This window comes from Halodesulfovibrio sp., from assembly GCF_025210605.1.
Classification (GTDB): Bacteria; Desulfobacterota; Desulfovibrionia; order Desulfovibrionales; family Desulfovibrionaceae; genus Halodesulfovibrio.
The window spans coordinates 41,693-61,353 of sequence record NZ_JAOARI010000037.1; the positions used below are offsets into that span (position 1 = coordinate 41,693).

Below are 19,661 nucleotides of genomic sequence, written 5' to 3' on the forward strand. Positions count from 1 at the left end.
GCTTGCTACATCGTAACCTGTTAAAAAATCATAAATCGGATCAAGATTCAAAAAGATGAATAGATATCTCCAATTAGCAACTTACTTTCGCTATCGATTTGCAGAGCGTGTACAGAAGATTCCGCTGGATGCCGGGGCGACCTGTCCCAACCGAGATGGAACGCTTTCTCGTTCCGGATGCATTTTTTGCAATCCCTCAGGTTCGGGTTCTGGAATGGGTCTCCAGGGGATGAGTTTGAATGATCAGTGGGATTCCTGGTATAATAAATATACACGCTCTCAAAACGCGAGATTGTTTATAGCCTATTTGCAGTCTTTTTCCAATACTTATGGGACTCCAGAAAAACTCTCTAAAAACCTCGCTTCTATCACATCTTTACAAGGGGTTATGGGAGTATCTATCGGCACAAGACCAGATTGTATTAATACAGAAAAATTAGACATCATTGCGAAGCAGCAATTGGATGAGATTTGGCTAGAATTGGGGCTTCAGTCTGCCCATAACGCCACTCTTGAGCGTATAAATCGCGGACATTCTTATGAAGATTTTGTTGAAGCGGTGAATTTAGCAGCTGAAAGAGGCATAAAAGTCTGTTCACATTTGATTGCAGGGCTGCCCGGTGAGTCCGTTGAAGATTTTTTAAAGACAGTGGAGATGGTGAGTAAACTTCCGTTGCGCGGTATCAAGTTTCACAGCTTGTATGTTGCAGAAGGTACTGTGCTTGAAAAAATGTGGCGGATGGGTGACTACACTCCAATGAGTGAAGAAGAATTTATCGATGCTATAGCGCGTGCTGTGCCCAAAGTTCCGAGCACTGTGGTTATTCAGCGTCTGACAGGCGATGCTCTCGAAGGCGAATTGCTCGCCCCTAAATGGGGGACAGCAAAACGTGCATTGATAGATAAAATTATGGCAGAGCTTGTTGCAAGAGATACATGGCAGGGCAAGGACGTTGATGCTCCACATGGTATTCCACTGTGGTTTACTATCAGAGAGAACCTGCCGCGGCGCCTGCGCGAGCAATGGGACATAGAGTATGATGCAATTGCAGAACAAATGGGCTTTTTGCCGCGTCAATAACGTAAAGAGTACGGGGACCTAATGTTTCTACCAGAAGTTGAACAAGTAGTCGGCAATAAGTTACGGCTTATTTTAAACTGGCAGGACTCAAAACTGATTGAGATTTCTTTGCTGTGGGCTGATGGAGAGAAATCTTCTGACGCCTTGTCTGAAACAGCACAGCAATTACAGGCTTGTCTGCTTCGGTATGAATCCGGTGAGCACGTCCATTGGCCTCGAATTTCTTTTGCTCTCGAAAATATGACTCCATTTGGTCAAAAGGTACTGACCGCTTTAATGCAGGTTCCTTACGGTGAAACTGTATCCTATGGTGAGCTTGCAGGTTTGGCTGGCAGCCCCAATGCAGCACGCGGAGTAGGGCAAATTATGGCTCGTAACCGCTGGCCGCTGCTTATCCCTTGTCATCGCGTCGTAGCTGCTTCAGGAATCGGCGGTTTTTCTGCGCAGGGAGTAAGCATGAAACGATATCTTCTTGGATTAGAAGGTGTGTTGCCTTTAGGTTCTGATTAGGGTTTGCCTCCGGCGGGCAGAGGGGGAACCCCGTTTTTTTCAAAAAAACGAGGTTCCCCCTCTGCACTCCCCCTCCTGAAAAAAGGTTAGGGGTGTAGGTAGGCTTTGAATATCTAAAAATTTGTTTCAGGCGATTAGGCGTGATCTGTAGAATTTCAAGCTAATTATAGTAAGTAACTCGATAGTAAAACAGTAGGTAGCAAGAATACGGTTGTCATGAATTTAAACGAGAATGTAATTCTTGTTTAATCGCAGTCGAGAGGGCGTCCCTCTCGCGGGGGTGCAGGGGGCAGCGCCCGCCTGCCCGTCGGAGACTCGCCGAAGGCACCAGATACTGTTCTGCGATTTTATTAAAAAATATAGCGTGACAGGCGCATAGGAAAATATATGACGAACAAACAGACTTCAATTGAGTCCGTATTGAAGCGAATGAAGAAGCTGAAGGTGGGGCAGTGTGTAGATATGCGTTCGTACAAGCGCAACCGCTCTGTTGTAATTGTCTGTTGTGGTGAAGATTCTTTCCGTGTTGTGGAGGACGGCTTCTACCAAGAGGTTTGGGAGAACCAGAGCGCAGACAAAGTTAAACGTCTTTTAAAGACGTTATTGAAAAAAGAATTTCCACGTTCGAATAAAATTCGGTTGTATACACTTGATTCATATGAGGATGCGAACGTTAATCGCATGGCGCACGGTGCTGGGCGATATGGTGAAACGTGTCCTACAAAAAAAGTAGCAGACTAAGAGCCATTACTGCCATGCCGAGTATGAGTCCGTATATAGAAAGGTGGTGTTCTCCGTACTCTTGAGCGGTAGGCAGAAGCTCATCTAGTGAAATGAACACCATGATTCCCGCAACACCCGCGAATATAATGCCGAAGACCGTCGGGGTTAGAATCGGCATAAGCAGAAGATAGCCGATCAATGCGCCGACTGGCTCTGCAAGACCGGATAGAAATGAGAGCGTGAACGCTTTTCCTCTGCTTTCTGTTGCATAATAGATAGGCACAGAAACTGCGATTCCTTCTGGAATGTTATGTATTGCAATGGCAACAGCAATGGCAAAGCCAAGGTTCGGGTCGGTCAACGCTGCGGTAAATGTTGCCAACCCTTCTGGAAAGTTATGAATCCCGATAGCTAATGCGGTAAATACTCCCATGCGGAGCAGTTTTTTATCTTTTTGTTCGGGAGCCTTTCCTTCTATCTTTTTTTCGAGTGACTCAATTTCTTCGATTTTATGAATTTCGTGCGGGTTTTCTTCGCTCGGAACGAGTTTGTCGATGATCGCAATCAATAAAATCCCACCAAAAAATGCAAGAACTGTAGCCCACGTTCCAGCCACTTCGCCCATTTCAGATTGCAACTCTATTTTTGCTTTTACAAAGATTTCTACAAACGACACATAGAGCATAACACCAGCAGAAAATCCGAGAGCTAGGGAGAGGAAGCTGGTGTTTGTTTTTTTGGTGAAGAACGCAAGAATAGAGCCGATGCCTGTTGCCAGACCAGCAAAAAGCGTGAGCCCAAAAGCAAGGAAGATGGTTTCTGAATCGTGCATGGGGTTCCTTACGTTTCAAGTAGAAGTGAGTTGGAGTATTGTAAGGTGCTAGTATACGAGAATAAAACAAAAAAGCTTGTATAGAACTGCATAAAAAAACACCGCAGTGAAAGACAGCGGTGTTTTGTGTATTTAGTGTCCTGAATGATCCATGACGTGGTTTAAGTCAGCGGTGCTATGTGTTATCAGACCGCCCTCAATCCAGAATCGTGTAAGACTCCAGTCATCCACATCTATATAATCAATACGACCAGAGCATTCGCGAGTGAGATGTGGCTTAATGGCAGCGATAAAGTCATCAATCATGAAGTAAATGCCTTCAAAGCTGATAGTGAAAAATGTGCCGTCCAGTTCGACTGCGTTTTCGTCCTGCTCTTCTACTACACCTAATGCGGCGTTAAATAGTTCTGCATTTGCATTAGAAATGCTGCCGTAGACTTTAATAAGAATATGTTCCATGCGAAAGATGGTGCCTGCTTTGCTGTTTGCGGGCAAGCAAAAATTATATTGCTGTGAGTGATGTGTCGTTTGTAGCAGAGGGATTGACCACGTAACAGTTACGACCGCTATGTTTGGCTTCGTATAGCGCAGAGTCAGCTTTGCTGTATAACGTACTGGAATCATCATTAGGTGAAAATTCTGCAATGCCGATGCTGACTGTGACGTGAGGACTTATTGCTGAAGCAGGGTGGTATACCATCTGCTTTTTGAGGGCTTCTTGCATATTTCCGGCTATTTTTGCTGCCTCAATATGGTTGCAAGAAGGCAGGATTAACGCAAACTCTTCACCGCCAATACGTGCAGCAGTGTCCACTGCGCGACGTGCATGTTTGGAGATTATCTTCGCGATGCATTTAATACACCGGTCACCCGCAAGATGTCCAAGATGATCGTTGTATTGTTTGAAATAATCTATGTCGATAAGCAGTAATGTGAGCGGTTTTTCAAAACGGCGTGCGATTTCTAATGCCTGCTCAAGAGATTCGTTATATCCTTTGCGGTTAGCAATTTGCGTCATTTCATCGACGCGAACCATTGCTTCGAGCTTTTCTGTAAGCACGGCGTTTTCGACAAATTTTTCAGTACAGAACGACAGCCAGTAACGAAGAGTATACAGGCTGACAGATAGCAGAGCAGGAAACTTGAGAATCGAAAGAAGCATACCTATCTGTGTTTTGTCACTATAGCCGATGAGCAGGTAAATGTATGCAGCAAGCATTGTTGGAAACGCCATAAGAAGTAATGCAGGGCGTGCATACCAGCCTATAATTAAAGAAAAACCACCGATTACCATGCCACGTGATGCCGGTTCCGGCTGGTTCCAGAAATAAGCAGTATTTACTGTAGAAATAGCCCAGAAAATACCAATACAGAAAGCAGCAGCGAGCCAACTGGGATGCGAGGCTCGTTTACTTTTTACTGCAAAGTAAATGAAGACTGCACCGAGGATAAGAAAAGAGGTGTGCAGCGTGTTGCATGCAACACCTATTGGTTGAATCAGCTCATAGTCTTTAATGACATAGTATCCATTTAGGATTTGAAGAATACAGGACGCAAATAGAATCCAGTATGTGCCAATCTTCAAGTTCTTGTGATAGATAATGTCTTTAAGGTCTTCTGTGCTTATTGTACCTATGGTCATTCCCATCCTCGCCTGCTTTATTTTTAGAATACTTCTAAAAATGAAATGGTCGCATGCAGTATTGTGCGTCCACTAAAAAGTACTTTCTATACTAGGTATGGTAGTTAATGTATTGAAGTCAATATAAAAAAGATTTTGTAAATACATACATCGTTTTTACATCTGCGTAACTCTCTTTAGAGCAAGAATTCTCCACCTTCATAAATCGTTTTTCGTTTTCCGTTTGGAAGAAGTGCGACGACTCTTTTCTCTTCTGTATTTACTAAGTCCCAATGCAGTGCGGATGAGTTAAAACCAAGAGTCTTGCGTGTTTCCTCAGTCAATTTTTCTGGTGCGTCATTAAAGGTGTTGGAATAGGAATTTCCGAGTGCAATGTGCATTGAACCTTTTTCTCCACCGTGGTTTTCGTCATAGAGCGTGTTCGCCATGAACGTAGAAATAGGGGAGAATCGCTTGTCGACCAAAGCAAATTCACCAACAAATGCAGCACCGGTATCCTGATTAAGTTGCTGTTCTACAAAAGCTTGGTTGTGGGCGGTTGTTACATTGGTAACACGTCCGTCTTTGAAGGTAAGTTCAATTTCTCCGATAACATTACCGGAACGGAATGTTGGAAGAGTGGATTTGTATACGCCATTAGTGTGACGCATATCCGGTGATACGTATAATTCAAATGAAGGAATATTTCTTCCAGTAAAGCCGACCCATTTTCTTCGTTGACCGATACGCACACTTAAATCAACAGATTCTGATTCAACATGCATTGTACAATCGCCTAAGCTGTCGAGCCACTCTGTCAGTTCATCAACTTTTCTTGCAAACTGTCGCCACTCGAATGTTGGGTCTGGCTTTGTAAGATAGCATGCCGCTTTGATTTGTTGTGCATATTCCTCCAGCGTAATTCCTGCTTGGTCAGCAAGTGCCTGAGTAGGGTACATGCATAACGTCCAGCTGAACGCTCCCATATCTTCACGAGTCTGCATAATAGAGCGCAAAGGCTGTTGTGCCTTGCTGTGCATGGCAATAAGTTCTGGCTCAATAGCAGCTAAATGATCGAGCGATGCAGGAGCGTATACAGAAATGGAACCGTTCAGGTGATTATATAAATCGCGCTGCCCCGGAATTAGGGTCGTAAGTCGTTTATTATTCGCTTTTGTATACTTATCCAGCTGCATACGTGGCGTTTCGTTCATGCGTGGAACAGGAATCATCCCTTTGTCATAGAGCAGGGAGCAAACTTCTTCTGCCAGAGCAAGCCCGTCAATATCGTAGTTGACAAGAATCAGATCACTTTTTTTGTACGGTGCAGAGCGTGCTCGTGAAAGTGCCCAGAAAAGAACCTCTGCATAGCGTTCCAAGGTAAGTGTATCGTACATATATTCTCCTTTCAGATTGAGCAGCCATAGCTGTTGTGGTCTGAACCTGCTGACAGTTATTTAAAAATGTTGCTGGATTGTGACTGGAAGCAAGAAGTTGTGCAAGAGGATTTCAGGTGCTTTGTGAAAACAGGACTGGATGCACTTCCATTGTACACAACCGGCAAGAAATAGGCATTTATGTAATGTACTGTTGAACCCGCACGTTGTATAATTACGGCTAAAATACGTAATTTATTTCTTCAGGAGTGCATATGCTCATTAGATGTTGGGGAGCCCGTGGAAATATTCCTGTCTCTGGTGCAGAAATGCTTGAGCATGGTGGTGCAACTCCATGCCTTGAAATACGTACTTCAGACCAGTCCGTTATTATATGTGATGCAGGAACTGGCATACGTAATTTGGGAAGTGCGTTATTACTCGAATCAAAAAAAGAATATACGTTGCTCTTGTCTCATACGCATGATGACCATTTGGTGGGACTTCCTTTTTTTGAACCACTATATGACCCAGAAGTACGGCTGACTGTTTTTGAGCATGATGTATTACGCACGAAGCTTGAAACGTTATGTGATCCGTTAACATCGCGTGATTTTTCACCTCAATGTACTCGTGCTGTTGAAGCTGTAATAAACTGGCAGCCTGCGTTGGAGTATGGACAAGTGCGCAGGGTCGGTAGCGCCTTTGTCGTCGCAATTCCTGCTTCACATCCAGGGGGCTGTAGAGGATTTAAAATAACGGATCGTGGCAAGACCGTTGTTTATCTGCCGGATAATGAACTTATGTTCGATCATGGTGCCGACATGGATTTTGATGCATATGTCCAAGTGTGCCACGGAGCAGACTTATTGATACATGATGCACAATTTACCTGTGATGAATACACCTGTAGCAAAGGGTGGGGGCATTCGTCGTGGGAACAGGCGTTGGAGCTAGCTATTGCAGCGGAAGTCCAGCAGTTGGGCTTATTTCATCATGATGCAGATCGTACAGATCTTCAGATCAGAGGCATCGTGGAAGAGTGCAAACGCAATGCTGCAACACGGTCTCCAAGACTTCTGTGCTTTGCCATGCGTGAAGGTTCTGAAATATTCTTATTATAGTGTGCTTCGCTGATTCTGCTCATTCTCTTTCATCTGCAGAAACAGAGGTGAGGTGTACTTTATTACTGCGCGGAAATTCTTGCTTGAGCAACGTTTTCATTTCTTTCTTCAATTTAGCTTCTTCTAGCTCATATTCATCGTTTGTGAATCCATGGCGAATAATGCGCAATACCGTGTTATTGACACGGTGTATTGTTATGTGTCGATCTTTTTTGAATGTGGCAATGCGGATTGCATTACCCTTCTGAAGAGATTTTACGCGAGCGAGCACAGTGGGAATTGTTCTATTAATATCTATCATCCGCATATAATACGTACCGCTGTTCAGAACTTCAAGGCATCAACCTCTAGTTTGTGAGAGCAGGTTACGCACATTTTCAGTCATCGAATCCCCTCTTTTATACGCGATTGCGCTTCGTTATTTTTGCGAAAATGCGCATGGGAATTGTGGTCAGTAAAACACTGTGAGTAAAGCATGTTAGCTCTTTGGTAAGTTTTTTATATCTACAAGATTTAATTATAGAAAAAGTACTGTCTGAGATTGCAGAATATAATGGCGAAGACCGTTTTTCAGGGTATGGTGGATACATGGATGCTTGTTTCCGAATGTTTGCGGAGACAGCAGAGTTAGTCCAAGCCGACAGGCAGCAGTTGGCTTGCGTGTGGCAAGGCAGCGATGCCACACAACTCATCCTCCTCCCTTGCAGCGTCGACCGTGCCCCTTACCCCTCGGGCACGGTCGACTCGTCTTTTCTGGTGTTCAGAGGGTGGGGCTTTGGAGGGGCGAGGGCTGGCTGCAATGCCCGATTGCTGCGTTATCTGTGAAAATTCTTCACATCGACGTAGCGCTGCTACGCCTTCGTTTGCATTTCCCCAGATGCCTTGCTCTCGAACATTTCGCTGACCCCTCGCCCCTCCAAAGCCCCACCCTCTGAACACCTGTACGAGCTTGAAGTATGTCTGAACACCTGTACGAGCTTGAAGTATGTCTGAACACCTGTACGAGCTTGAAGTATGTCTGAACACCTGTACGAGCTTGAAGTATGTCTGAACACCTGTACGAGCTTGAAGTATGTTTGAACACTGGTACGAGCTTGAAGTATGTTTGAACACTGGTACGAGCTTGAAGTATGTTTGAACACTGGTACGAGCTTGAAGTATGTTTGAACACTGGTACGAGCTTGAAGTATGTCTGAACACTTGCACGAGCTTGAAGTAGTGTTTCTGGGTTTACCTGTGTGATTACATTGTGTTGCCGAAAAGGTTGGTGGCGTGAATGTAGTGTAGGTGGAGAGGGTGAGAGTTTTATTACTCTTCGTAGCAAACATGGTTATAAAAAAAGAGGACGAAGTGTTAATTCATCCTCTTCTCGAGTGAAAAAGAAAGTAGGTTTGGATAAGCCGAGATTGCGTTTAAAAAAGATGTTTTTTCGCCTAATGGGGGATGCAAGGGGCTTCAAGTCCCTTGCCCGCCGGAGGCATCCCGATCCATGCTAAACACGCACATTGTAGTCGTACGCTTTATATATCAAAACCGTTACTGACATAGCCCACGAGCGATAGCCCAGTTGATTTCTTCACATAGTCCAAGCGAACAACCTTTTTGGTAATTTGCGCATAGGGCAGGGTAATTTTTAATTACGAGGTCAGCTGACCCATGCGAAATGTACAGGTGCGGATTTTTTGGCGAAAGAGAAATCGCTTTGTCATAATCCGCAATCGCCATGTACGGAAGATTCGCACGGACGTAGGCAGTCCCTCTATCATGCAGGGCGACTACAAGGTTAGGATTTAACTTAAGCGCATCGTTGTAATACTGAATTGCTCCGAGTGTGTCTTTCAATTGAAACAGAAGAGTTCCTTTCGCGTGCAAAAGATTGGGTTCTTCAGGATCAAGGTTTAAAAGCATAGTGATCTTTTCTAAGACCTGTTTCGGCTTTTTCCACGCTCCTTGTGAATATTGCGGAACGATCTTTCGGTATGCTTTCAGAGCGCTAAGACGTCTTGCTGTCTTATCGAAAAATAACTTCAAATCAGAATCAATATACCGCAAATAATCGATGTGTTTATTTTGATATAGTGCATCGGAGTACTCTGCTAGTGCTGTTTCTTCCGCTACAAATATTGATTCATAGAGTTTTGAGCGACTTGTAGGCTGAAGAGCATCTCTTCGCTTTTCATCAAAGCGGGAAAGCGGGGAAATGGTAACTTCTGTACTGATGTAGTAATTTTCTACGTCATGTGACCGAAAGATTTTTGACCGGTGGAAGTTGTATAGCTGGTTAGCTGCAAGAGTCTCCTGCCGTGCACCGAGTGCAGGCGGGGTATCTGCCATCCATGCTAATTTTTGACGATGCTCAATCCATTGTGCTGCACGGGCAAAGGCACCATGAAGTGCAAAGGTTTCAGCAATCGCGGTAGCTGAAGACTCTGACATAGTGTAGCCGTATGGAATTTTAACGGTGTGTGACAGAGGTACTGGTGAAAGTCTTTCTGATGCAGCATGCGCTACCCCTGTCGCAAACAGGCAAAGAAAACTGACTATAACAATTGAAAAATAAAAACGTGCATTCTGCATGGGACTATTTGGCTGCAAAAATTACCGGAATAGCAGGGTTGATCGCTTCCTGAAGTAATTCTGCAAGTAATGGTTCAATAATGTTTGTGTATGGGACTCCCTGTTTTTCAACAGTGGATTTATAGGTGGTCGGCAAGCCGTCGTTCACAGCAATGGTGAGTGTAAGTTCCCCGCGGTATTTGCCAACAGAAAGTGGGACAATGCGAAGCTCTGCAATGGTTCCTGTTACGCGGACAGGAAATTTTTTAATTTGCTGAGTGCTCAGTACATATTCAACGGATGCGCCATGCCGAACTAATTCGTTTTCTACGCCTCTGGTAACCCATGCTGCAACATTGGAAACAGGGGTAAGTTCTTTGCCTTTATCCACCCCAAGTATTTTTGAAGAGCGCTTATCTGCAAATTGGACAAGCCCGATAGCATCAGTGTGTTGCACTTGGACAACTGGCAGATCTTTTTCTGGAACATACCGTAACCGAACCTGCGAAGAAGCACAGCCGGAAAGAATGAGCAACGCTGCACAAAGAATAAATACGAACGGACGATACATGCGAAACATATGGCCTCCTGAAATTTATATGGGCTGAAGGGGCAATAGTAGTCTTGTTAATATTTCTTTATCGGCAGAAAACGTTGTATCACTAAGGTATATTTCAATATCAGGTTTGTCCGCAGGAATTCTTCCGCTGGATGGCAACCATTCCCAGTATAGCTTGCTCCAAGCCTCTTCGAGGGTGTCGAATTTTCCCTGATGGGTGTACATGGCGAATTCTCCACCCGATACGTAACGTTCTTCTGCGATGCCCGAGATAATACAGTCTTCGGGGACGCTGACAGTGGCATCATAACGTCGTTGGTCTTTGGGAACTATTGAGGAGTCATGCCGTAAGCCTAAAAAGATACTGTGCTGTGATAACATATTATTTTTAGCTATCCAAAGGGATAGCTGGTTCCATGCTTGCGGCGCTGAAATTGTGTATGGACCGATTTCACGAACAGCAGCTACTCGAATATCGGGTAGCTTTTCAATAACAACTTTCATTCCAGAGTGCTCCTTGTAATGAGCTTAGTTGTATAGTGAAATGGTACGCAACAGCAACCCGAGAGTCACATTATTTGGAAAAAAAGCTTTCAAAGTACTAGCTTATGGAAGTGAAAATGCTGCAATAGGAATGTAAAATTCATCTTTTTGACATCTTGAGCTGTAGACAATAATGAAAATTGCGCAAAAAAAATGCATAAAACACTCGCAACTCCTGAGAATTAACAGTATTCAGAGCATTCGTTATTGACAAACGCACTAAGCTTTGCGATTGCTCGTTGCTGGCACGAGCCCCGATAGAAAATTATCGGATCATATGATCTGTTAAACTCATACATTATGTAATGGAGAACTTCATGACAAAAGCTGAATTTGTTGAAAAGCTTTTTACAAAAGCTAACCTTGCTTCTAAATCTCAGGCTGAAACTGTACTCGAATCTACCATCGAAGCTCTTACTGAAGCTCTCATGGACGGTGAGTCTGTAGTATTTACCGGTTTCGGTAGCTTCAAAGTTGTTGAGCGTGCAGCACGTAAAGGTCGCAACCCTCGCACTGGTGAAGAAATTGAGATTGCAGCAACTAAAGTTGTTAAATTTACTCCAGGTAAAACTCTTAAAGAAGTTGTAAAATAATTTAAGATAGTACCTGCTGTACGCAAGTAGTATCAACTTGTTTACACCGAAAGTGCGCCGAGCTTTCGATTGAATACATAGTGAAAATGTAACTGTAGTATTTGGTTGATGCTCCACCTTGCTATCGTAGCAAAGTGATTCGGTGTTTGAAATACGGTTGGATCTACTTTGTATTCAAACAAATTTGTTTTGAATATATAAATCCCGGACTGATTTGTTCAGTCCGGGATTTCTTATTCTCGATGGCTAGTTAAAAGGCTTCGTGTTGCACCAGCGTGATACATATATCCATCACGTTGGTTAGTGTGGGACCTGTTTGCAAAAGGTCGCCTGTGCCTTTTAAATAGTTGTATGAATCGTTATTTGCTAAATACAGTTGCGGGCTGATACTGCATGCCTTTGCACGCTGTAACGAGTCGGGGAGAGCAAATCCTCCTGCTGCATCAGTCGGCCCGTCGGAACCGTCAGTTCCGGCGCATAGCATGGCTATGTTCGGACATCCATCAAGGGCAACAGCGGCTGCCAGTGCCATTTCCTGATTTCGTCCACCAAGTCCATCCCCTGTCAGGGTAACAGTTGTCTCGCCGCCGGATAGCAGGCATAGCTTACCCGTTTGGGAGCTAAGAACGCTTTGGGCTTGCTTTGCAATATCAGCAGCAACAATGCGGGCTTCTCCGGACATACTGGATGTCACAATTTGTGGAGTATATCCAAATTGCTGTGCTTTGGCTGCCGCAGCATGCAGTGCCTGTTCATTCGTTGCGACGAGCACGTTTTGAACGGAATCAAATGCAGGGTCACCAACTTTCGGTGTTTCGCAAATTTTCCCTTCTACTCCGTTTTGAAAGTGCGTCAAGATGTTGACCGGAACGTTAGCTGTGAGTTGGTAGCGTTCTAAAATATTGATGCAGTCTTCGAATGTAGAACTATCCGGTGAGGTTGGACCAGATGCGATAACGTCCAGATCATCACCAACGACGTCAGAAATAATGAGAGCTGCGAGTGGGGCAGGGTAGGCTGCACGGGCAAGGTTGCCGCTGCCGAAGATCGACATGTGCTTACGGAGTGCATTAATTTCGTTGATTGTAGCTCCGCATTCTAGAAGAAGCTGCGTTACTTGTTTGCCTTCATCAAGCGATATGCCTTCCACAAGCGCGGGGGTGAGAGCGCTGGCTCCACCTGTGATGCAACAGAGCACGAGGTCGCGTGCTCCTGCTTTGTTTACCAGTTCAAGAATTGCTCGTGCTCCACGTTCACCATTCGCATCAGGAACAGGGTGGGCAGCTTCAATTGTGCGGACAATACGAAGAGGGACGGTATGCTCATATTTTACACAGATAATACCGTCGGTTATTCTGTCGCCTAAAATTTCTTCCAACTGTGCAGCCATGGGGGCAGCGCCTTTGCCTGCACCAACAACATAAATATTGTCAAAAGTGTCGAGGGGGTACGTAGCAGTATCAATATGCAATGTATCACCATCTCGTGATACAAACCTGCTAACGGCTTTATCCGGAGCAACTGCTGTAAGTGCTGCGCCCAGTATTTCGTGCAACATATCTTTTGGATGTGCGTTCATAATAGATTTTCTCTGAAAATAATCGGTTAACGAAATGATGCTGCGCAGCGAAAAAAACGTTCCGTTGTGCTTAGCAAGAAATAACCAAAATTCACACGCAAAAAGATCATTATGTAGTGAGCTGACATAAGCGGAAGTTGCAGCTTTGCAGATACCTCCTGAGTAAAAAGTGCTCTAGAATCGGGTTCCGACACTGTCGGATCAGCACAACAGGTTGGTGAACGAAGTCCTGCTGATACATGATAGTAAAATACGCCGCTTTTCCACAGGTGAAAAAGCGGCGTACAATAATAAGCTAGTTTGCTTCGTTTACAGACTCAGGTGCAGCTTCATCCGCAAACATGGCAGCATTGTATGAAGAGCGGACAAGCGGAGCACTGAACATGTGCTTAATTCCTTTGCTTCTGCCGTACTCTGCATATTCTTCGAATACGTCAGGGTGTACGTATCGTTCAACTTCCGGATGCAAGCGGGAAGGACGCATGTACTGACCTATCGTTACGATATCGCAATCAATAGCTGCGAGGTCATCGATAACTCCACGAACCTCTTCGTCAGTTTCGCCCAGTCCGACCATGAGACCGGATTTAGAGCGGCATCCTGCCTCTTTAACACGTTCAAGCAACGTCAAGCTCTGCTGATAATCAGCCTGAGGGCGGATGGCATCGTAATGCATCGGCGGTGTTTCGACGTTGTGGTTAATAATGTCCGGCTCAGCATCAATGACTATCTGTAAAGAAGCTTTATCCCCTTGAAGGTCAGGAATAAGAACTTCGATGCTACAGTCAGGAAGCGTATCGCGTACAGCCTTGATTGTTGCTGCAAAGTGATTTGCCCCACCGTCGGGTAAGTCATCACGGGTGACTGAGGTAATAACTACATGCTTAAGCCCAAGACGTTTGGCAGCTTCTGCCACGCGTGCAGGTTCTTCTGCGTCAAGTTTTTCAACAGGATCATTACTGATGTTGCAAAAGGCACAGTTGCGGGTGCATGTGTTGCCCATAATCAAAAAAGTAGCTGTATGCGATGTAAAGCATTCGAACATGTTCGGACACTTTGCACTCTGGCAGACAGTATTAAGATTAAGGTCTTTTACCAGCTCTGTTGTTGCGGTGTATGTCTTGTTGCAAGGTATTTTAACCCTGAGCCAAGGTGGAATCCGCAAATACGGTTTTGAAGGCTTCTGTGAGCACATGTTTTACTTCCTGCATGTCTATGTCATTGCGACCAAGTTCTTTTTCGAGCGATGTAGGCTCTGCATCAGCAAGACCGCAAAGAGTGATTAACGAAAATAAATCAACGTCGGATAAAACGTTAAATGCTAGTCCGTGGTAGCTTGTCCATTTCCGCATAGCGATGCCGATGGAACAGATTTTTCTGTTATCAATCCATACTCCGGGTCTGCCGTCCTGCCTTGTGGTCTGAAGACCATAGTGAGCGCAGGTTTGGATGACAACTTCTTCTAAATCGTGAAAGAGTCCGCGCATCCCACCCGGCTTTTTTGCTACACGAAAAATCGGGTATGCTACGAGTTGACCGGGGAAGTGGCAGGTTATGTTGCCGCCACGGGATGAATGGACAAGTTCTACATTCTGCTGTTGTAAAAATTCATCACTGACGAGCAGATTTTCTCTGCCACCGTTACGACCAAAGGTAATCACCGGCGGGTGTTCAAGAAGAAAAAGAGTCTCTTCTGCTCCGTCTACAACGTCTGCAAGAGTTTCTTTTTGAATTTTTTCAGCATCAGCGTAGGAAATGAGTCCAAGATCAACAACACGCATCGTTTTATCCTATTCAGCACCTATCCGCGCTTTGGAAAGACTTCCAGCGCGCCGGATTTAGCATCTCTTCGTGGTTTATCCTGCCATTCAACATCAATAAGACTGCCGCTTTCAAAGTTCTCAGCTTCGTGCAGCAGGGCGATACCTTTATGTGAGCAGGCATAACGGGCTTTTTGATTTCTGCCCGGAATAAGTACCGGATCAGAAAGCACGCGCACGTTCTCCGCATATTCAGGATGCGCTTTGCTTGCGAGTAAGAAGCTGAGGCTTACGTTTTTGCGGTTCATGCGGGCACGCTGTGTAAGATCGCGCAGCCACATTGGAGCATGGTCAGCTGTCATGTTAAAGTGACACCAGCCGCTCGCATTACGGTCAAGCATCGGGCATTCTACTTCATGCGGGCAGGGTGCTTGCGGTAAGTAGCCTTCTTCAATAAGCCCTTCACGGGTCAGACCGATAATTTTGCCGCCAAGTCGTGTGCCCGGTTCAACAAATAAAATGCTTCCGTCTTCTTTGCATGCCCGTGTCATGTTGTAGGCAAGCTCGAGAAAACGATCTTCCATGGTTTGCCCGCGGCTTGCGGAAAGCTCGTTCAGAACGTTTGCTCCGGCAACTAACGCCATTTTGCCGTAGTTGTTACGTAGGCTTTTTTCCAAAGTTTCACGAACCAGTTTGATTCGCCAAGGTCCTTTGCCCGGTTCAACACCAGCCATTGTTTCAAAAATACGTCGTCCGTGCTCCATTGGCTTTTTAGCAACGTCTGTACAGATGAATGTAAGCTTTTTGTTACGAAGGTCTGGGCGGCTGAGCCATAATGCTTGCACGAAGGTGAGCGGGCCGGAACCTAAATCTAAAATTGTGTCTCCATTTTTAAGCGGAATGTGCAGCTGCGGCAAAAGCCATGAAAGTCTGTACAGGTTCCACGGGAGAAAAAAACGCAGGTAAGCAGAAAGCGTACGGGGGGTAGCCCAGTAGTTGGCACGCATTCCGCCACGTTCGTTTGTCAGCATACGGGAAAGATCTGCCACAGCGTATGGCAGGTCGCGTTTATGAGCCGCTTTGAGCGGCATGGCTTTATGTAAAACTTTGTCGTAGCCGTCTAGGACGCTACGGATTTTAGCAGTAGGGAAAGAAAGAACTGTGCTCATATAAATGTAAAGCGCATGTGGCGCATAAATGTTTGGGTGAAGTTAGGGTCTGATGTCAGATCAACAGCTTCACAGTTTGTGGTTAGACCTTCTGCCACGTTGCGTAGGGTCGGGTCAATAAGCATCAGTTCAGCACCTTGCAAAGAGGTGTTGTTTACTGCCGTCACTCTGGAACCCATTCCTGCCGGAATGAAGCCTAACCCTTCTAGATCCTGCACTCCCGCGTGTTCTCCAAGAGCACCGGCAAGGTAAATATTTTTCAATTGTGATGCAGAAATATCTGCGGCTTCAAGAACACGGGTAAAGGCAAAGGTAAAGGCTGCTTTGACTTTTAAGAACTCTTCAATGTCTTCAGCAGAAAGGAACATGTTGTCCGGCAATGCTAAATGCTGGATGCCGTGACGAACTTCCAGACGCTCAGCCAGTCGGGAACCCATTCCTTGGCTTTGTTTTTCGACAAATAAACCGTCGTTGGAAATAAAGTTGATTTTGCGCAGAGCGTGAATAAGTGCCAGATATCCCGTTCCGCTGATGCCGTCTGCGTAAGTTGCTCCCATAACCTCAGGGACAAGTCCGGTTGGTGCAAGCTTGTAAGACGTCGCAATGCCCTTGCCAGCAGTTGCACCGTAATGCAGCCCCACGCCTTCCAGTGCTGGTCCTAGTGCAACACTGGTAATGATGTAATTGTCTGGACTGAGAGCAAGAATGAATTCTCCATTTGTACCCATATCAGTGAGAATAAAAGGATACTCGGGTTCATCTTGCAGTATTGAGAGTAGCCCTGCTGTTAAATCGCCTCCAACAAAAGGCGATGCTAACGGCGCAATATACGCTGGAGGTAAGTCGGCTATTTTTTCTATTGTACCGCCCTTGTATGTAAGTTTGTATGGAGCGGTTGCAAGACATGCTGTGTCGAGACCGAGCAGCAGGTATGTCATCGCAGGGTTACCCGCAATGGCAAGCGAATCTACGTTACCAAAAGAGTTGTCGGTCAGTTCTGCAATTAGCTCGGCAATTCTGCTGACAATAAGGTCTTGTAAAATTGTTTTTCCTGACTCTGTTGCCGCAAAGCTGAGACGGGACATGATTTCTGAGCCTGCGCCCATCTGCGGGTTTGGTTCAGAACCGGATGCTATTGTTTTTTTGCCGTCAAGCAGTGCCCAGTGCAAGCTGGTAGTACCAAGGTCAACAGCAAGCTGGAGTGATTTATTGTTCGATTCAACCGTGCCGACATGCTGCACATAAGGGTTCTCCGGTATCTCAATAACCATACCGTCTTCCGGTGCATGTTTGCATGCCAGACGCCATCCTGCATCGATGGCGTGTTCTTTAAGAATGAGCGTGTCAGATCCAACAGGCAGCGGAGCATTTTCTACAAAGCGTACTCTGCATTTCCCGCATTGACCCAACCCCGAACAGAGAGGAGGAGCAGGAACAAGTCCGCTGGTAAAAATAACCTGAGCTAATGTGTGAGGTTCTGCCTGAGAAACATGAAGGGACTTTTTCCGACCAGTGTAATCAATGATGGTAATCTGCATAGTAGAAAGACCATGCCACAAAACACTTCAGGATGAAAGCGGGACTATTCTTACTTTTAATCTTGAAGGTTGAGAATCTGTTTGAAAGCGGGTACGTTGCCTTAGTTTCTGTGAAGTCTTAATGGGGGAGTGTGGTTCCCTGTTCTTACGATAAAGCAAAGAGGTGGGGATGGACTTACTTTTATTAGGTTTCGGCGGGCTTGTGTTAGTGTGTCTGGCTGCGGGCGGAAACTTTTTTGCAACAGCTAAGATGAAAGAAAAAATTCATGCTACTAAGCACGCAAGGCGTACCTTGAATGATGATGTAAGCACACTTCAAGCTGCACTTATATCTAAGCGTGAAGAGAAAAAAATTGTTGTCAGTAAGCTGCGCATGGCTCGTATAGAATGTAAATCACAAAAATCAGGCGCAAGTTGCAATGCATCAGGTTCAGCTGAAGGACCTGAAGACAAGTTTGAGCATGAGCTTATCAATCAAAAAGTCATTACTCCTCGAGAATTAGAGCGAGTAAAGAAATATCGCAGGTCAACTTCTTGTCCTTATGGTGTGGCAGAAACAATTGTTATGCTCGGTTATGCAACCAAGGCAGAAGTAGATCAGATTGCTGTGCGTAGCTCGTAACAGAATAATTTGTCAGGATATTTTAAAGGGCGGAGACGTCCTTTTTTTTGGATTACTGCAACTGGCAATTGTTCAAAACAAGTGTGCTCTGATTATTGGCACTAATAGTGCATAAAATTTAATCAGGCACATATTGTGTCAAAAAATTCCTACTTGGTGCTCTCACCATGCGTAATGCATAGCGGGTACAGGTTTTCGGAGATACAGGACGTATGAATAAGATTTTAGCACAAGACGAAGTTGATGCTCTGCTACGGGGACTTTCCGGCGGGGAAATCGAAAGTGAATCGGATATTCCGACTGATGAGACTGGCATTGTAGCGTTTGATCTCGCTAATCAGGATAGAATTATCCGAGGGCGTATGCCTGTTCTTGAGATTGTAAATGACCGTTTTTCACGTCTTTGCACTAACGCACTTTCCAACGCTGTGCGTAAGCGTGTTGAATTAAACCCGATTTCGATTGATATGACGAAATTCGGTGACTTTATGCGTTCCTTGCCTGTTCCGACGAGTATCAATATTTTTAAAATGGAACCACTGCGCGGTAATGCCATAGTCGTTGTTGACTCTCGGCTTGTATTCGCACTGGTAGAAAATTTCTTTGGTGGTGCTGGCAGTCAGCCAAAAATTGAAGGGCGTGAATTTACCCGCATTGAGCAGGCTATTGTTGACCGTGTTATCAAAATTGCACTGGATAACATGGAAGAAAGCTGGCGTCCTGTACATGAGGTGAATCTGGAGCTTGTACGTTCAGAGATTAACCCGCAGTTTGCTGCGATCGTGCCACCAAGCGACGTTGTCGTTGTTATTACTTTTGAGGTAGAACTGGAAAGTGCCATTGGTTCACTTATCATGTGTTTACCGTATGCTACGATTGAACCTATTCGTTCCAAACTGCATGCTAGTTTCCAAACAGAACGTCTGGAAGTTGACCATGCGTGGGTTTCCCGCTTGAAAGAACGTTTGATGGAAACACCTGTTGATATGAAAATCCGTTTCGGTGAATCAAAAATTACTGGTAACCAGTTGCTTCGACTTAAAGTCGGCGATGTTCTTTTGCTGGATACCGATACTGAAGATTTGCTTGAAGCCACCGTTGAAGGCGTGAAAAAGTTCCATGGCATCAGCGGTACCGTGAAATCCAACAGGGCATTCCAGATCGTAAAAGAAGAAGAGCCAAGCTACACGTAGCTACTAATTATCATTAAAAATGTAATAGCTACAATGCACCAACAACCGTACAGTAATTCCTATACTGTGCAGAGGGCACGGTGCGAGTATATTGGACAAATGGTTATGCGTGTTCAACTGAAGGCCGGATTTATCCGGCCTTCTCTTTTGTCTAACGAAAAAGAGTGGTGTAATCTTTTGGCAATTCTAATGAAAGCACAGCGAGGGGAACGAATGAAGAAATATACCCGGCGTACACAAAAAGGGTGAGCTACCTATGGGCGCTCACCCTTTTTTGCGTAT

At 45.1% G+C, this 19,661-nt stretch carries 20 protein-coding genes; 7 read left to right on the forward strand and 13 right to left on the reverse strand.

Annotation, left to right across the window (positions count from 1 at the left end; all coding sequences use genetic code 11):
* Positions 1 to 55 precede the first annotated feature (55 nt).
* From N4A56_RS14680 to N4A56_RS14690, 3 genes are all read left to right on the forward strand, one after another.
* The gene (locus N4A56_RS14680) at positions 56 to 1,081 is read left to right on the forward strand and encodes a TIGR01212 family radical SAM protein (RefSeq protein ID WP_295548458.1); all 1,026 of its coding nucleotides are present in this window, start codon (positions 56 to 58) and stop codon (positions 1,079 to 1,081) included.
* Positions 1,082 to 1,102: 21 nt separating this feature from the next.
* Positions 1,103 to 1,591, forward strand: coding sequence for an MGMT family protein (locus tag N4A56_RS14685; RefSeq protein ID WP_295548460.1), 489 nt, complete (start codon positions 1,103 to 1,105; stop codon positions 1,589 to 1,591).
* Between the two features lie 387 nt (positions 1,592 to 1,978).
* Complete coding sequence (locus tag N4A56_RS14690) at positions 1,979 to 2,332, forward strand: hypothetical protein (protein WP_295548462.1); 354 nt, start codon at positions 1,979 to 1,981, stop codon at positions 2,330 to 2,332.
* Here the strand turns inward: N4A56_RS14690 and zupT are convergent.
* The 4 genes from zupT to N4A56_RS14710 form a co-directional block, all read right to left on the reverse strand.
* Positions 2,310 to 3,146, reverse strand: coding sequence for a zinc transporter ZupT (zupT, locus tag N4A56_RS14695; RefSeq protein WP_295548464.1), 837 nt, complete (start codon positions 3,144 to 3,146; stop codon positions 2,310 to 2,312). The genes N4A56_RS14690 and zupT overlap by 23 nt on opposite strands.
* A gap of 132 nt (positions 3,147 to 3,278) precedes the next feature.
* The gene (locus tag N4A56_RS14700; protein ID WP_295548466.1) at positions 3,279 to 3,605 is read right to left on the reverse strand and encodes a hypothetical protein; all 327 of its coding nucleotides are present in this window, start codon (positions 3,603 to 3,605) and stop codon (positions 3,279 to 3,281) included.
* Between the two features lie 43 nt (positions 3,606 to 3,648).
* Positions 3,649 to 4,788, reverse strand: a complete 1,140-nt coding sequence (locus tag N4A56_RS14705; RefSeq protein WP_295548468.1) for a diguanylate cyclase — start codon at positions 4,786 to 4,788, stop codon at positions 3,649 to 3,651.
* 176 nt (positions 4,789 to 4,964) lie between these two features.
* Complete coding sequence (locus N4A56_RS14710) at positions 4,965 to 6,164, reverse strand: aminopeptidase (RefSeq protein ID WP_295548469.1); 1,200 nt, start codon at positions 6,162 to 6,164, stop codon at positions 4,965 to 4,967.
* Between the two features lie 254 nt (positions 6,165 to 6,418).
* Between N4A56_RS14710 and N4A56_RS14715 the strand changes: the two genes are divergently transcribed.
* On the forward strand, positions 6,419 to 7,267 hold the full coding sequence (locus N4A56_RS14715; protein ID WP_295548472.1) for an MBL fold metallo-hydrolase: 849 nt from the start codon (positions 6,419 to 6,421) through the stop codon (positions 7,265 to 7,267).
* Between the two features lie 19 nt (positions 7,268 to 7,286).
* Here the strand turns inward: N4A56_RS14715 and N4A56_RS14720 are convergent, their stop codons facing one another.
* From N4A56_RS14720 to N4A56_RS14735, 4 genes are all read right to left on the reverse strand, one after another.
* The gene (locus tag N4A56_RS14720) at positions 7,287 to 7,574 is read right to left on the reverse strand and encodes a hypothetical protein (protein WP_295548474.1); all 288 of its coding nucleotides are present in this window, start codon (positions 7,572 to 7,574) and stop codon (positions 7,287 to 7,289) included.
* 1,229 nt (positions 7,575 to 8,803) lie between these two features.
* Complete coding sequence (locus N4A56_RS14725; RefSeq protein ID WP_295548476.1) at positions 8,804 to 9,844, reverse strand: hypothetical protein; 1,041 nt, start codon at positions 9,842 to 9,844, stop codon at positions 8,804 to 8,806.
* 4 nt (positions 9,845 to 9,848) lie between these two features.
* Positions 9,849 to 10,403: a hypothetical protein gene (locus N4A56_RS14730; RefSeq protein WP_295548478.1), complete on the reverse strand. Its 555-nt coding sequence runs from the start codon at positions 10,401 to 10,403 to the stop codon at positions 9,849 to 9,851.
* Between the two features lie 15 nt (positions 10,404 to 10,418).
* Positions 10,419 to 10,886 carry a GyrI-like domain-containing protein gene (locus N4A56_RS14735; RefSeq protein ID WP_295548480.1) on the reverse strand — a complete coding sequence of 156 codons (468 nt, stop codon included), beginning with the start codon at positions 10,884 to 10,886 and terminating at the stop codon, positions 10,419 to 10,421.
* A 356-nt stretch (positions 10,887 to 11,242) separates the two neighbouring features.
* On the opposite strand from N4A56_RS14735, the gene N4A56_RS14740 reads away from it, so the two are divergent.
* Complete coding sequence (locus tag N4A56_RS14740; protein WP_293669150.1) at positions 11,243 to 11,518, forward strand: HU family DNA-binding protein; 276 nt, start codon at positions 11,243 to 11,245, stop codon at positions 11,516 to 11,518.
* Between the two features lie 250 nt (positions 11,519 to 11,768).
* On the opposite strand, the gene N4A56_RS14745 is transcribed toward N4A56_RS14740, so the two are convergent.
* The 5 genes from N4A56_RS14745 to N4A56_RS14765 all read right to left on the reverse strand — a co-directional run bounded on the left by N4A56_RS14745 (position 11,769) and on the right by N4A56_RS14765 (position 17,564).
* Positions 11,769 to 13,097: a DUF4147 domain-containing protein gene (locus N4A56_RS14745; protein ID WP_295548483.1), complete on the reverse strand. Its 1,329-nt coding sequence runs from the start codon at positions 13,095 to 13,097 to the stop codon at positions 11,769 to 11,771.
* A gap of 295 nt (positions 13,098 to 13,392) precedes the next feature.
* On the reverse strand, positions 13,393 to 14,292 hold the full coding sequence (gene lipA / locus N4A56_RS14750; protein ID WP_295548486.1) for a lipoyl synthase: 900 nt from the start codon (positions 14,290 to 14,292) through the stop codon (positions 13,393 to 13,395).
* Positions 14,234 to 14,878, reverse strand: a complete 645-nt coding sequence (gene lipB / locus N4A56_RS14755; RefSeq protein WP_293669146.1) for a lipoyl(octanoyl) transferase LipB — start codon at positions 14,876 to 14,878, stop codon at positions 14,234 to 14,236. The genes lipA and lipB overlap by 59 nt, the downstream gene beginning before the upstream one ends.
* A 20-nt stretch (positions 14,879 to 14,898) precedes the next feature.
* Complete coding sequence (locus tag N4A56_RS14760) at positions 14,899 to 16,026, reverse strand: small ribosomal subunit Rsm22 family protein (RefSeq protein WP_293669144.1); 1,128 nt, start codon at positions 16,024 to 16,026, stop codon at positions 14,899 to 14,901.
* On the reverse strand, positions 16,023 to 17,564 hold the full coding sequence (locus N4A56_RS14765; protein ID WP_295548489.1) for an ASKHA domain-containing protein: 1,542 nt from the start codon (positions 17,562 to 17,564) through the stop codon (positions 16,023 to 16,025). Before N4A56_RS14765 ends, N4A56_RS14760 begins: the two co-directional genes overlap by 4 nt.
* Before the next feature lie 169 nt (positions 17,565 to 17,733).
* Here N4A56_RS14765 and N4A56_RS14770 point away from each other — a divergent pair, with 169 nt between their 5' ends.
* The gene (locus N4A56_RS14770; protein WP_295548491.1) at positions 17,734 to 18,186 is read left to right on the forward strand and encodes a hypothetical protein; all 453 of its coding nucleotides are present in this window, start codon (positions 17,734 to 17,736) and stop codon (positions 18,184 to 18,186) included.
* 212 nt (positions 18,187 to 18,398) lie between these two features.
* On the forward strand, positions 18,399 to 19,379 hold the full coding sequence (fliM, locus tag N4A56_RS14775; protein WP_293669140.1) for a flagellar motor switch protein FliM: 981 nt from the start codon (positions 18,399 to 18,401) through the stop codon (positions 19,377 to 19,379).
* Positions 19,380 to 19,661 lie beyond the last annotated feature (282 nt).